The sequence below is a fragment of the Streptomyces sp. ISL-96 genome (assembly GCF_018614035.1).
GTDB lineage: Bacteria > Actinomycetota > Actinomycetes > Streptomycetales > Streptomycetaceae > Streptomyces.
On the sequence record NZ_JAGGPA010000039.1, the window covers coordinates 71,847 to 84,904 of the forward strand.

The 13,058-nt window shown below is 69.8% G+C and carries 15 protein-coding genes; 2 read left to right on the forward strand and 13 right to left on the reverse strand.

Going from position 1 to position 13,058, the window contains the following annotated elements; all coding sequences use genetic code 11:
* Positions 1-35 precede the first annotated feature (35 nt).
* Complete coding sequence (locus J7E96_RS24255; RefSeq protein WP_215133792.1) at positions 36-1,040, forward strand: ketopantoate reductase family protein; 1,005 nt, start codon at positions 36-38, stop codon at positions 1,038-1,040.
* A 42-nt stretch (positions 1,041-1,082) separates the two neighbouring features.
* Here the strand turns inward: J7E96_RS24255 and J7E96_RS24260 are convergent, their stop codons facing one another.
* From J7E96_RS24260 to J7E96_RS24310, 12 genes are all read right to left on the reverse strand, one after another.
* Positions 1,083-1,847 (reverse strand): sirohydrochlorin chelatase, encoded by a 765-nt coding sequence (locus J7E96_RS24260; protein WP_215133793.1) that lies wholly within the window; start codon positions 1,845-1,847, stop codon positions 1,083-1,085.
* A gap of 6 nt (positions 1,848-1,853) precedes the next feature.
* Positions 1,854-2,750, reverse strand: a complete 897-nt coding sequence (locus J7E96_RS24265) for an ABC transporter permease (protein ID WP_215133794.1) — start codon at positions 2,748-2,750, stop codon at positions 1,854-1,856.
* A complete protein-coding gene (locus J7E96_RS24270) occupies positions 2,737-3,534 on the reverse strand; it encodes an ABC transporter ATP-binding protein (protein ID WP_215133795.1) in 798 nt (265 codons plus the stop codon). Before J7E96_RS24270 ends, J7E96_RS24265 begins: the two co-directional genes overlap by 14 nt.
* A gap of 61 nt (positions 3,535-3,595) precedes the next feature.
* Entirely contained in the window at positions 3,596-4,708 is a 1,113-nt protein-coding gene (locus J7E96_RS24275) for an aliphatic sulfonate ABC transporter substrate-binding protein (RefSeq protein ID WP_215133796.1), read from the reverse strand.
* 231 nt (positions 4,709-4,939) lie between these two features.
* Positions 4,940-6,292 (reverse strand): sulfate adenylyltransferase subunit 1, encoded by a 1,353-nt coding sequence (locus tag J7E96_RS24280; RefSeq protein ID WP_215133797.1) that lies wholly within the window; start codon positions 6,290-6,292, stop codon positions 4,940-4,942.
* Between the two features lie 2 nt (positions 6,293-6,294).
* Positions 6,295-7,233 carry a sulfate adenylyltransferase subunit CysD gene (cysD, locus tag J7E96_RS24285; protein WP_215133798.1) on the reverse strand — a complete coding sequence of 313 codons (939 nt, stop codon included), beginning with the start codon at positions 7,231-7,233 and terminating at the stop codon, positions 6,295-6,297.
* On the reverse strand, positions 7,230-7,808 hold the full coding sequence (cysC, locus tag J7E96_RS24290) for an adenylyl-sulfate kinase (protein WP_215133799.1): 579 nt from the start codon (positions 7,806-7,808) through the stop codon (positions 7,230-7,232). Before cysC ends, cysD begins: the two co-directional genes overlap by 4 nt.
* The gene (locus J7E96_RS24295) at positions 7,790-8,485 is read right to left on the reverse strand and encodes a phosphoadenylyl-sulfate reductase (RefSeq protein WP_215133800.1); all 696 of its coding nucleotides are present in this window, start codon (positions 8,483-8,485) and stop codon (positions 7,790-7,792) included. Before J7E96_RS24295 ends, cysC begins: the two co-directional genes overlap by 19 nt.
* Positions 8,482-8,661 carry a hypothetical protein gene (locus tag J7E96_RS24300; RefSeq protein WP_214976379.1) on the reverse strand — a complete coding sequence of 60 codons (180 nt, stop codon included), beginning with the start codon at positions 8,659-8,661 and terminating at the stop codon, positions 8,482-8,484. Before J7E96_RS24300 ends, J7E96_RS24295 begins: the two co-directional genes overlap by 4 nt.
* A complete protein-coding gene (locus J7E96_RS24305) occupies positions 8,658-10,355 on the reverse strand; it encodes a nitrite/sulfite reductase (RefSeq protein WP_215133801.1) in 1,698 nt (565 codons plus the stop codon). Before J7E96_RS24305 ends, J7E96_RS24300 begins: the two co-directional genes overlap by 4 nt.
* A 194-nt stretch (positions 10,356-10,549) precedes the next feature.
* Positions 10,550-10,633, reverse strand: a complete 84-nt coding sequence (locus tag J7E96_RS38900) for a putative leader peptide (protein WP_355250053.1) — start codon at positions 10,631-10,633, stop codon at positions 10,550-10,552.
* 111 nt (positions 10,634-10,744) lie between these two features.
* On the reverse strand, positions 10,745-11,314 hold the full coding sequence (locus J7E96_RS24310; protein WP_215133802.1) for a GNAT family N-acetyltransferase: 570 nt from the start codon (positions 11,312-11,314) through the stop codon (positions 10,745-10,747).
* Between the two features lie 106 nt (positions 11,315-11,420).
* Here J7E96_RS24310 and J7E96_RS24315 point away from each other — a divergent pair, with 106 nt between their 5' ends.
* Positions 11,421-12,464 (forward strand): M4 family metallopeptidase, encoded by a 1,044-nt coding sequence (locus tag J7E96_RS24315; protein ID WP_215133803.1) that lies wholly within the window; start codon positions 11,421-11,423, stop codon positions 12,462-12,464.
* A gap of 148 nt (positions 12,465-12,612) precedes the next feature.
* Here the strand turns inward: J7E96_RS24315 and J7E96_RS24320 are convergent, their stop codons facing one another.
* A complete protein-coding gene (locus tag J7E96_RS24320) occupies positions 12,613-12,903 on the reverse strand; it encodes a hypothetical protein (RefSeq protein WP_215133804.1) in 291 nt (96 codons plus the stop codon).
* Between the last annotated feature and the right edge of the window lie 155 nt (positions 12,904-13,058).

Genomic DNA, 13,058 nt, shown 5'->3' on the forward strand with positions numbered 1-13,058 from the left:
GCACACAAGGGGCGGGGTGTGGGAGGCTCGCACGCATGCGCTACATCATCATCGGGGCAGGGGCGGTCGGGGGCACGATCGGCGGGCGGCTGGCGGAGGGCGGGCACGAGGTGGTGCTCGTCGCACGCGGAGCGCACTACGACGCCCTGCGCGCGGGGGGTTTGCGCCTGACGACGCCCGAGGGCACCCGTACGCACCCACTCCCCGTGGTCCAGAGCCCGGACGGCCTCGGCCCGTTCCTCCGCGCCGACGACGTACTGATCCTCTCCGTCAAGACCCAGGACAGCGCGGCCGCACTCGACACGTGGGCCGCGCGGCCGGTGGCCGGGGGCGGCACGGCGGGCGGACTCCTGCCGCTGGTCTGCGCGCAGAACGGCGTCGAGAGCGAACGCCTCGCGCTGCGCCGCTTCCGGCACGTCTACGGCATGTGCGTATGGCTGCCCGCGACCCACACGGACCCGGGTTGCGTGTCGGCCGCGGGCGCGCCGGTGTCCGGGATGCTGCACGTCGGCCGCTACCCGTCGGGTGTTGACGACACGGTCCGGAGGATCGCCGCCGACCTGGCGAAGTCGCGGTTCCTGGCACCGGTGGTACCGGATGTCATGCGCTGGAAGTACGCCAAGCTGCTGAGCAACCTGGCCAATTCGATCGAGGCGGTGACCGGGCTCATCGCGAGCGACGAGGCCAGGGCGCTCTTCAAGCGCGCCCTGGCTGAGGGGCAGGCCACGCTGGCCGCCGCCGGCATCGAGGCCACGTCCCCGGCGGAACAGGCCGAAGCTCGGGGCGGCCGGATCACGTTGGAACCGCTTGACGGTGCGGAGCGGGGCGGCGGGTCGTCCTGGCAGAGCCTCAGCCGGGGGACCGGCACGATCGAAGCGGACTACTTGAACGGGGAGATCGTGCTGCTGGGCAGGCTGCACGGCGTTCCGACGCCGGTGAACGAGGCGTTGCAGCGTGTCGCGAACACGTTCGCGCGGGAGCGGAGGCAGGCGGGCTCGATGGAGGTCGCGGAGCTCACGGCGCTGGTGGACGCGGGGTAGTTCCGGGGCTCCGCCCCAAGGGAAAGCCCCGCAGGGCACTGTCTACGCGCTGACCGCCGCCAGGCGGACCGGCACCCGTGCCTCGTCGTACCGGGCCAGCAGCAAATGGGCCAGCTCCGGCGACGCACCCAGCACCTCACCCAGCACCTCCGCGCCGGACTCCCGCGCCCCCCGCGCGATCCGGTCCGGCAGGAAGCCGGGGGCGATGACGTACGGGGCGACGGCGACACGCCGCACACCGGCCGCCGCCCGCAAGGACCGCACCGCGTCCTCCGTGCGGGGCAGAGATGCGGAGGCGAACGCAGGCCGCACGGCGCACCAACCGGTGTACCGCAGCTCCCGCGCAATTTCAGCGATCACTGCGATCGCCTCCGGGTCTGTGGAGCCCGCCGAGGCCAGGACGACCCCGGTCGAGCTCTTGTCACCGGGCGTGAGCCCGGCTTCGTACAGCCGCCGTTCCAGGGCGGTCAGGAGGAGCGGCGAGGGGCCCAGCACCTCCGCCTGGTGGATCCGCAGCCGCGGCAGCCGCGCCGACGCCTCGTGGAGTACGGCGGGGATGTCGGCCTTCGCGTGGAAGGCGCGGGTCAGGAGGAGGGGGAGGGCCACCACGTCCTGAACGCCCTCCCCGGCCAGGCGCTCCAGCACCTGCGGAACCGCAGGGGCGTTGAAGTCCAGGAAGCCGGTCTCCACGCGCAGCCCCGGCCGCAGCGACCGCACCCGCGCCACCAGGGCGTGCACGGTCGCGGCGTGCCGCGGATCGCGGCTGCCGTGGGCTATGACGAGGAGAACCGGGCGGCTACTGGACATGGTGGATCAGCCCTTGGTCAGCAGGCCACGGCTGCGCAGCACGCGGCGCTCCAGCGGGGAGAAGAACAGCAGGTCGATGCCGATGCCGACAACGAGGATCAGGATGATGGTGGCGAGCACGCCCGACATGTCGCTGAACGTACGGAAGTTCTCCATCAGCTGTCCGAGACCCGTGCCGAGATCCGGCGAATTGGCGATCAGCTCGGCGGCCATCAGCGAGCGCCACGAGAACGCCCACCCCTGCTTCAGCCCCGCCAGGTAACCGGGCAGCGCGGCCGGCAGCAGCACATGCCGTATGCCGTTGATGCCTGTCGCCCCGATGGTGCGGCCCGCCCGCAGGTACAGCGGCGGGATCTGGTCGACACCGGCGACGAGACCGTTCGCGATCGACGGTACGGCGCCCAGCAGCACCACCGCGTAGATCGTCGCGTCCGTCAGCCCGAACCAGATGATCGCCGCCGGCACCCAGGCCACCGACGGCAGCGACTGGAGCCCGGACAGGATCGGGCCGATCGCCGCCCGCACCACCTTCACCCGGGCCACGAGCAGCCCGAGCGGCGTACCGATGGCGACGGAGACCGCGAAGCCGAGGGCGCCGCGCGAAATGCTGGTCCAGATGTAGCCGAGCAGAGTGCCTTCGAGCCACATCTTCTCGATGGAGTGCCATACGTCCACCGGGCTCGGCAGGACGTAGTCCGGCTTGAGGTCGGAGGCCGCCGCGAGCTGCCACAGCGTGATGACCAGGGCGATGGCCACCAGCGGCGGCACCACCTTGGACAGCAGGATCCGCCCCAGGCCGACCCGCTCCGCCGAGTGCTTCGTCTCCAGGGCGTCCAGGCCGGCCTCAAGACCGGCGAGGTCGTTCTTCGGGCTGGTATTCGGTGTCGTATCAGTGCTGGCCATGTCGGCGGATCTCCCCCCGCAGCTGTTCAGTGATCTCTACGGACAGGTCGGCGACCGCGGAATCCTCGATCCGGCGCGGCTGCGGGATGCCGACCTTCCACTCGCGTGCGATGCGTCCGGGGCGGGACGACAGCAGCACGACGCGCTCGGCGAGGCGGACGGCCTCGCGGACGTTGTGGGTGACGAAGAGGACCGAGACGCTCGTCTCGGACCAGATCCGCGTCAGTTCCTCGTGCAGTACGTCGCGGGTGATGGCGTCCAGCGCCGCGAACGGCTCGTCCATCAGCAGCAGCTTGCTGTCCTGCGCGAGCGCCCGCGCCAGTGCGACGCGCTGGCGCATACCGCCCGACAGCTCGTGCACCCGCTTCCCGTACGCCCCGCCAAGACGCACCAGTTGCAGCAGTCGCTCGGCCTCGCCGCGCCGCTCGGGCTTCGCCATGCCGCGCATCTTGAGGGCGAGTTCGATGTTCTTCCCGGCCGTAAGCCACGGGAAGAGCGCGTGCTCCTGGAACATCAGGGCGGGCCGGCCACCGGGTACGTCGATGGCGCCCGCGGAGGGCTTGTCGAGTCCGGCGACCAGGTTGAGCAGCGTCGACTTGCCGCAGCCGGAAGCCCCCAGCAGGGTCACGAACTCGCCGGGCGCGACATCGATGCTGATGTCGTCCAGCACGAGCTGCTGGGCGCCGGGCCGGCCGAACGACTTCGACACGTGGTCGATCCGTGCGGCGTACGGCACCGTGTCTGCGGGCGCGGCGGCCTGCTTGACGTCGAGTGTGGTGGCCATGAGCCTCACCTCCTGAGGGCGTTCCGGTTGGGCGGGAAGGACGGTTGCTTGGTGCCGACGGTTACTTGGTGCCGAGTCCGGCGTCCTCGACGGCCGGCCGCTTCTCCGCCTTCAGCACCTTGTTGAGGAGCGTGAGGTCGTAGATGCCGTCGAGCAGCGGGTCCGTGAGAAGACCGGCCTTGACCGCGTGGCCGGCCTCGTCCCGCAGCGTCGTCGCGAGCGGGTCATCGGTCGTCTCGACGTTCTTGAACGCCGGGTCGAGCACCTCGGCGGGCAGCTCCTTGCCGGAGTCGGCCTTCAGCTTCGCGTTGACCGCGGCCTTCGCCTCGTCCGGGTTGGCCTTGATCCACGCGTTGCTCTTCACCGAGCCGCGCAGCACCGCCTCGACGACATCCGGGTGCTCCTTGAGGAACTTCTGGGAGACGATCACGTTCGTGATGACGAACTTGCCGTCCTTCCACAGCTTCTTCTCGTCGAGCAGCACCTTTCCGCCGCCCGCGACCAGCTTGGACGCGGTGGGCTCCGGCACCCAGGCACCGTCCAGCGCACCGGACTCGAAGGAGCCCGGAATCTCCTTGTTGTCCTGGCGGACGACGGTGACGTCGCCCTTGCCGGTCTTGGCGTCGACCTCCAGGCCCTTTTCCGACAGGTAGTTCAGCAGCGCCACGTCCTGGGTGTTGGCGAGCTGCGGGGTCGCGATGCGCTTGCCCTTGAGGTCGTCCAGGGACTTGATCTTCTCGGGGTTGACGACGAGCGAGACACCGCCGGAGGCCGAGCCCGAGATGATCTTCAGGTTCTGGCCGTCCGACTGGGTGAAGCCGTTGATCGCCGGGGAGGGTCCGATCCAGCTGATGTCGATGGCACCGGCGTTGAGGGCCTCGATCGCCGAGGGGCCCGCGTTGAAGGGCTGCTGCTTGACCTGCGTGCCGCCGAGCTCCTTCTGGAACAGGCCCTGCTGGAGCCCGACCAGCGCCGTGGCGTGCGTGACGTTGGGGAAGTAGCCGATCCGTACCTCGTCGAGCCCGCCGGTCCTCGCGCCCTTGGCAGCCGGAACGACGCTGTCGTCCTTCTTGGCCTGCGAGCCGTAACCGCAGGCGCCGAGCGCGCCGATCAGCAGCGGCAGGGCGGCGGCAGCGGCGAGGCTGCGGCGAAGGGTGCTACGTGGGGCTGGCACGGGAGGTGTTCCTCTCGGGTGGCCCGGCGTCACACCTCTCGCGTGGAGCGGGGTGTGCCCGGGAAGTCGGCAGGTCTTCGTCGGTACGGCGGCAGGGCGCGCGAGCGGTGCGCGTACGTCATCGGGCACATCGCGCGACTCCGCCCGTGCCCGCGCCGACGGTGCCGCTGCCGATGCGGCCGCCCTCTTTCGAGAACGTCGCGTAGATGTCGATGGTCTCGACGGTCATGATCAGAAGTCCCAGCCCTCGTCGTCCGCCACGGCGTCCACGGCCTTCACGGCCTCGGCGGCGAACGAGTCGCCCGCCATGCCGGCCGCCAGCGTCGTACCGTCCGCCGGGTCGATCAGCAGGAACGATCCGGTGCGGCGCGAGTCGCGGTACGCGTCGAGCGCGAGCGGTTCGGCCGTACGGACCTTCACGCGGCCGATGTCGTTGGCGACGAGCTGACCCGGGTCCGGATGCTGAGACAGGTCGTCCAGCGTCAGCCGCGACGGGATCTCCTTGACGATCGCCTTGACCGTACGGGTGGTGTGCTTGAGCAGCACCCGCTGGCCGACCGTCAGGGGCTGGTCCGCCACATGGCAGACCGTCGCCTCGACGTCCTGGGTGGTGGCCGGCGCGGAACCGCTCGGCGCGATCAGGTCACCGCGCGAGATGTCCAGGTCGTCGGCGAGCGTGACCGTCACCGACTGCGGCGCCCAGGCGATGTCGACCGCCTCGCCCAGCGCGTCGATGCCCGAGATCGTCGACGTACGACCGGACGGGAGGACCGTCACGGCCTCACCCACGCGCAGCGCGCCGGACGCGATCTGGCCGGCGTAACCCCGGTAGTCGGGGTGCTCGGCGGTCTGCGGGCGGATGACGTACTGGACCGGGAAGCGGGCCTTGCAGCTCGCCAGGTCGTGGCTGACCGGGACCGTCTCCAGGTGTTCCAGCACCGTCGGGCCGCCGTACCAGTCCATGTTCGCGGACGGCTCCACCACGTTGTCGCCGGCCAGCGCCGAGATCGGGATCGCGGTGATCTCCGGGACACCGAGCGAGGCGGCGTACGCCGTGAACTCCTTGGCGATGGCCGCGAAGACCGGCTCGGCGTACTCCACCAGGTCCATCTTGTTGACGGCGAGCACCACGTGCGGGACGCGCAGCAGCGCCGCGACCGCCGCGTGCCGGCGGGTCTGCTCGACGACACCGTTGCGGGCGTCGACGAGCACGACGGCCAGCTCGGCGGTCGACGCGCCCGTCACCATGTTCCGGGTGTACTGCACGTGCCCGGGGGTGTCCGCCAGGATGAACCTGCGGCGCGTGGTCGCGAAGTAGCGGTACGCGACGTCGATGGTGATGCCCTGCTCGCGCTCGGCGCGCAGGCCGTCCGTCAGCAGCGCCAGGTCGGGGGCCTCCTGACCGCGCTTGAGGGACGCCGCCTCGACGGCCTCCAACTGGTCCGTGAGGATCGACTTGGAGTCGTGCAGCAGGCGGCCCACGAGGGTGGACTTGCCGTCGTCGACGGAGCCGGCCGTCGCGAAGCGCAGCAGGGTGGTGGCCGACAACTGTTCGGTCAGGCCGGTGCCAGTGGTGGTGGTCATGTTTAGAAGTACCCCTCGCGCTTGCGGTCTTCCATCGCGGCCTCGGACATCTTGTCGTCGGCGCGGGTCGCGCCCCGCTCGGTGAGCCGGGAAGCGGCGATCTCGGTGATCACGGCGTCGAGCGTCGTGGCGTCGGAGTCGACGGCGCCGGTGCAGGACATGTCGCCGACGGTCCGGTAGCGGATCAGCCGCGTCTCGACCTTCTCCGACTCCTTCGGGCCGCCCCACTCGCCCGCCGTCAGCCACATGCCGTTACGGGCGAAGACCTCGCGCTCATGGGCGAAGTAGATGCCGGGGAGTTCGATCTTCTCGCGGGCGATGTACTGCCACACGTCGAGCTCGGTCCAGTTGGACAGCGGGAACACGCGCACGTGCTCGCCCGGCGCGTGGCGGCCGTTGTAGAGCTGCCACAGCTCGGGGCGCTGGCGGCGCGGGTCCCACGCGGAGAACTCGTCACGCAGCGAGAAGACCCGCTCCTTGGCGCGCGCCTTCTCCTCGTCGCGCCGCCCGCCGCCGAACACCGCGTCGAAGCGGTGCTGCTGGATGGCCTCGGTCAGCGGCACGGTCTGGAGCGGGTTGCGCGTGCCGTCGGGCCGCTCGCGCAGCTTCCCGGCGTCGATGTACTCCTGTACGGACGCGACGTGCAGCCGCAGCCCGTGCTCCGCGACGGTGCGGTCGCGGTACTCCAGCACCTCCGGGAAGTTGTGCCCGGTGTCGACGTGCAGCAGCGTGAAGGGAACCGGCGCGGGCGCGAACGCCTTCAGCGCCAGGTGCAGCATGACGATCGAGTCCTTGCCGCCGGAGAAGAGGATCACCGGCCGCTCGAACTCACCCGCCACCTCGCGGAAGATGTGGACGGCCTCGGACTCCAGGGCGTCCAGGTGGCTGAGCGCGTACGGGCTGTCGATGCCCTCTGCGGCAGTTGCGGCGGTCGTCGTCATGCCAGACCCCTTTCGGTGAGCAGCGCGTGCAGCGCGGCTGCGGACTCCTGCACGGTCTGCTGGTGCGACTCGATCCGCAGGTCGGGCGACTCGGGCGCCTCGTAGGGGTCGTCGACCCCGGTCAGCCCGGAAATCTCGCCGGCCGCCTGCTTGGCGTACAGACCCTTCACATCGCGTACGGAGCACACGTCCACCGGCGTGGCGACGTGCACCTCCAGGTACGCGGTGCCCTCGTTCTGGTGGCGCTTGCGGACGGCCTCGCGGCTGTCGGCGTACGGCGCGATGACGGGAGCCAGCGCCAGCACGCCGTTACGGGCGAGCAGTTCGGCGACGTAACCGATCCGCTGGACGTTGGTGTGCCGGTCCTCACGGCTGAAGCCGAGGCCCGCAGAGAGGAACTCGCGGATCTCATCACCGTCCAGCACCTGGACACGGCGGCCTTCGGCCTTCAGCCGTCCGGCCAGCTCGTAGGCGATGGTGGTCTTGCCGGCGCTCGGCAGACCCGTGAGCCAGATGGTGGCCCCAGTCACGTCTTTCTCCTGATCGTTGCTCGTCATCAGCCGTGCAGCCCGCATTCGGTCTTGTTGCGCCCGGCCCAGCGGCCGGCGCGGGCGTCCTCGCCCTCCTCGACCCTGCGGGTGCAGGGCGCGCAGCCCACGGACGCGTAACCGTCCATCAGCAGCGGGTTCGTGAGGACGCCGTGCTCGGCGACGTACGCCTCCACGTCCTCCTGCGTCCAGCGGGCGATCGGCGAGATCTTGACCTTCTGGCGCTTCTCGTCCCACCCGACGACCGGGGTGTTCGCACGGGTCGGGGACTCGTCGCGGCGCAGGCCGGTCGCCCAGGCGCTGTAACCCTTCAGCCCGTCTTCCAGCGGCTTGACCTTGCGCAGGGCGCAGCACAGGTCGGGGTCGCGGTCGTGAAGCTTGGGACCGTACTCGGCGTCCTGCTCCTCGACGGACTGCCAGGGCAGCAGGGTGATGACGTTGACGTCCATGACGGCCTCGACGGCGTCCCGCGTCCCGATGGTCTCCGGGAAGTGGTAGCCGGTGTCGAGGAAGACGACGTCCACGCCGGGCTTGGCGCGGGAGGCGAGGTGGGCGACGACCGCGTCCTCCATGGAGGAGGTCACGCAGAAACGGTCACCGAAGGTGTCGGCGGCCCACTTGAGGATGTCGAGGGCGGAGGCCTCTTCGAGGTCCCGCCCGGCTTTTTCCGCCAGCGACTTGAGATCTTCCTGAACCGTGGTCATATCTCGTCCCCTCCAACGTCGTTGCGCGCAGCCCCACGGGCGAGGAGCCCGAGGAACTTCAACTGGAAGGCGCGGTTGCATGCCGCGCATTCCCACGCGCCGTGACCTGTCTCGTTGGGCCGCAGGTCCTCGTCGCCGCAGTACGGGCAGTAGAAGGGCGCCGCACGCTCGCTCATGACAGGTCACCGTCGCTCGCCCGCGCCGCCCAGGTCGCGAAGCGCTCACCGGTTTCGCGCTGCTCCTGGAAGCGGAGCAGCACGCGCTCGACGTAGTCGGGCAGCTCGGCGGAGGTGACCTTCAGCCCGCGGACCTTGCGGCCGAAACCGGCCTCAAGACCGAGCGCGCCGCCGAGGTGCACCTGGAAGCCCTCGACCTGGTTGCCTTCGTCGTCAAGGACCAGCTGGCCCTTGAGACCGATGTCCGCCACCTGGATACGGGCGCAGGCGTTCGGGCAGCCGTTGATGTTGATCGTGATGGGCTCGTCGAACTCCGGGATGCGCCGCTCCAGCTCGTCGATGAGCGACGCGCCGCGCGCCTTCGTCTCGACGATCGCGAGTTTGCAGAACTCGATTCCGGTGCAGGCCATCGTGCCGCGCCGGAACGGCGACGGCGTGACCCGCAGGTCCAGCGCCTCCAGCCCGGCGACGAGCGACTCGACCTGAGCTTCCTCAACGTCGAGCACGATCATCTTCTGCTCGGCGGTGGTACGCAGCCGGCCCGAGCCGTGGGCTCCGGCCAGGTCGGCGATCTTCGTCAGCGTGGCGCCGTCCACGCGGCCGACGCGCGGGGCGAAGCCGACGTAGAAGCGGCCGTCCTTCTGCTTGTGCACGCCGAGGTGATCGCGCCACGTCCCGGAGGGCTGCTCGGGCGCGGGGCCGTCGACCAGCTTGTACTTGAGGTACTCGTCCTCCAGGATCTGGCGGAACTTCTCCGGACCCCAGTCGGCGACGAGGAACTTCAGGCGGGCGCGGGTGCGCAGGCGGCGGTAGCCGTAGTCGCGGAAGATGCCGATGACGCCGCCGTAGACGTCCGGCACCTCGTCGAGCGGCACCCAGGCGCCGAGGCGGACACCGAGCTTGGGGTTGGTGGAGAGCCCGCCGCCGACCCAGAGGTCGAAGCCGGGCCCGTGCTCGGGGTGGTTGACGCCGACGAAGGCGATGTCGTTGATCTCGTGCGCGACGTCGAGCTGCGGCGATCCGGACACCGCGGACTTGAACTTGCGGGGCAGGTTCGAGAAGTCCGGGTTGCCGATGAAGCGGCGCTGGATCTCGTCGATGGCGGGGGAGCCGTCGATGATCTCGTTCTCGGCGATGCCCGCGACCGGGGAGCCGAGGATGACGCGGGGCGTGTCACCGCAGGCCTCGGTCGTCGAGAGCCCGACTTCTTCGAGCCGACGCCAGATCTCCGGTACGTCCTCGATCCGGATCCAGTGGTACTGGACGTTCTGCCGGTCGGTGAGGTCGGCCGTCCCGCGCGCGAACTCCTGCGAGATCTCACCGATGACACGCAGCTGCTCGGTGGTCAGCCGCCCGCCGTCGATGCGCACGCGCAGCATGAAGTACTCGTCGTCCAGCTCCTCCGGCTCCAGGATCGCGGTCTTGCCGCCGTCGATCCCGGGCTTGCGCTGGGTGTAAAGACCCCACCAGCGCATACGGCCACGGAGGTCATTGGGGTCGATCGAGTCGAATCCCCGCTTGGAGTAGATCGTCTCAATGCGTGTCCGCACGTTGAGACCGTCGTCGTCCTTCTTGAACTGCTCATTGCCATTGAGGGGGGTGAAGTGACCTACGGCCCACTGACCCTCGCCACGGTGGCGTCCGGCCTTGCGGCGGGGCGTGACGGCAGCGGGCTTTTCCGGCGTGGCGGCCATGGTTGTGTTCGTCCTTCTCTGGCGGCTCAAGGAGTGGCGGATCGCGCCGGCCGTCCCCTGTGACCAGCAAAAAAGACGGTCGGACACGACAGATCGGAGTGCTCCGCCGGGTGAGCGGAGATCACGTGCGTATCGGGGTGGCCGGCTCGTCCGCGACGGCGGGGACGGCTAATGAATTCGGTGGTGCTGTGCTGTCAGCCCACCGGACAGATGGCGCTGGACATGCGGCCGAGGTCGACGTGCCGCCGACTCACCAAGGCAACTCCAGCTGAAGACATGACGGAAGCGTGTCATGGGGATCTCCGGCCAGTCCACCACCGACCACAATGTGGACAACTCTGTCCCGAATCGCGAGACAGTGTGTTGCCGGTCACTTTCTGGATGCCGGTTCAGGCGTGCGCCCCGGTCCACGGTCCGACCGTCTCCACGTCCTCTTCCTCGGCGGTCTTCGTCTCGAAGAGCCGGAAGCCGCGGCGCAGGTAGTTGTCCATGGCGTGCGGCCCGTCCTTGCTGCACGTATGCAGCCACACCCGCTTCGTCTCGGGCCGGCCTGGCCACCGCTCGGCGAGATCCCACGCGCGCGCGACCCCGTAGGACAGGAGGTGCCCGCCGATCCGCCGCCCCCGGAAGGCCGGGATCAGACCGAAGTACATGATCTCCACGACACCCTCGTCCTGCGGGTCCAGCTCCACGTACCCCGCCGGAGTGCCGTTGACGTACGCGACCCAGGTCTCGACCCCGGGCCGGTCCAGGGCCGCCTGCCACTGCTCGTACGTCAGCCCGAGCCGGTCGGTCCACTGGATGTCACCGCCCACCGCGGTGTAGAGGAAGCGGCTGAACTCGGGGGAGGGGATCTCCGCCCGCACGATCCGGATGTCGCCCGGCGGCGCGGCGGAGGGGCGCAGGTCGTCGGGCGAGGTCTGTTCCAGCGACCAGGTGGTCACGGTGATGGTGCGCATGCGGCAAGCGAACCATGTGTCCGGGCCCTGGCCAAAGCCGGGCGCGTACGGGATGATCACGCCCGCGCCACGCCACCCCCCGCATCCCTTGGCAGAAGGATGTTCCATGTCCCGTCGCACACACCGCGGCCTGCTCGCCGCGGCCACCCTCACCGCGGCTCTCGCCACCCTGGCCACCCTGACCGCCCCCGCCGGGGCCTCGGCCGGCCCGTTCCCGCAGGCCCGGCTCTTCATGGTCAACCCGGTCCAGTCCTCGAACGACCAGTCGCTGACCGACGCGAAGGACTCGGCCGACGCCGTCCCCTCTTCCGCGTACGGCACGGCCGCGCTGCGCAACCTGGACGCGAGCGGCGGACTGTCCGGCAGGTGGGCATACGTGAGATCGGATACCGGCGCCTCGGCGAAGGTCGCGGAAGCGGGTACGTACGACCGTCACGACGACCAGTTCGAGCAGGTCATGGCCTACTTCTGGGTCAATGAGTCGCAGGAGTACCTCCAGGGGCTGGGCTTCGGCAGCGAGCTGCCCGGCGCGAATGACCGGGCGCAGCCGGTCCGAATCAACCAGTGGGGCTCGGACAACTCCTTCTTCACGGACAAGAAGGCGGAGATCCGCTTCGGCAAGGGCGGTGTCGACGACGCCGAGGACGCCGAGGTGGTCATGCACGAGTACGGGCACGCCGTGCACCACGCGCAGGTGCCGGGCTTCGGCACGTCGGTGGAGGCCGGGGCGATCGGCGAGGCGTTCGGCGACTACCTCGCGGTGACGGTGGGCGCGCACGCGGCGGCGAAGTACGGCTGGCCGCTGAAGGCGGACGTGGCGTGCGTCGCGGACTGGGACGCGGTGTCGTACACGTCGACCACGCCGCACTGCCTGCGGCGGGTGGACGGCAGCAAGGTCTACGGCGACCGGGTCGGCCAGGTGCACGCGGACGGGCAGATCTGGTCCCGCGCGCTGTTCGACATCCGGTCCAAGCTCGGTGCGCGCACGGCGGACCGGATCATCGTGAACGCGCAGTTCGGCTTCGCGCCGGACACGAGCTTCACGGACGCGGCTCTGACGACGATCGAGACGGCCCGGAAGATGCACGGCGAGCGCGCGGTGACCGCGGTACGGGACGCGTTCCGGGCACGGGAAATCCCGGGGGTCTGAGGCCGGCCGGGCGGCGGCTCACCCGGCATGGGGTGGGCCGTCGCCCGCGTCCAGCAGCGGCACACTCGGTAGGGCGGTCGGTGTCGCGGGTGGAGCTGCTTTGCTTCCTGGAACGCGTCCAGCTCCAGCTCTCCGGCTTCGCGCACGGCTAGAACGGGGGCGTACCCAGCCCTTCCATACGTAGAGCAGTGAACTCGGCCTCGTAGTCGTGATACGTGGGCTCCACGAACATCTTGCGCTCCTGACCGTCCGGCATGCGAAGCCGAAGATCTTCGCTGTTCGCAATGTCGTAAACCCGCGCCGTCTCGACCTCGCGCAGTATGCCGCCCCACTTGTGATCCGCCTTGCGGCCATAGGTGACGAGGTCGGCCTGGACGTAGAGCCGCAGATCCTCGCCCGCAAGGAGTATGGCGTCGCCTTCGTAGGTGCCGTTCGTCATGCCTCAAGGTTCCGCCCGCAGGCGCGGCCTCGCGAGCGGACTACTCCCAGGGCGTTCCTACCGCCCGAGACCGCAAGTAGCGGCCGGGGCCATCGGAGCCGCCCCCTGAGCTCATCTGAGCGCACTCCTCAGTGCACTACGGTGGGGTCGATGTA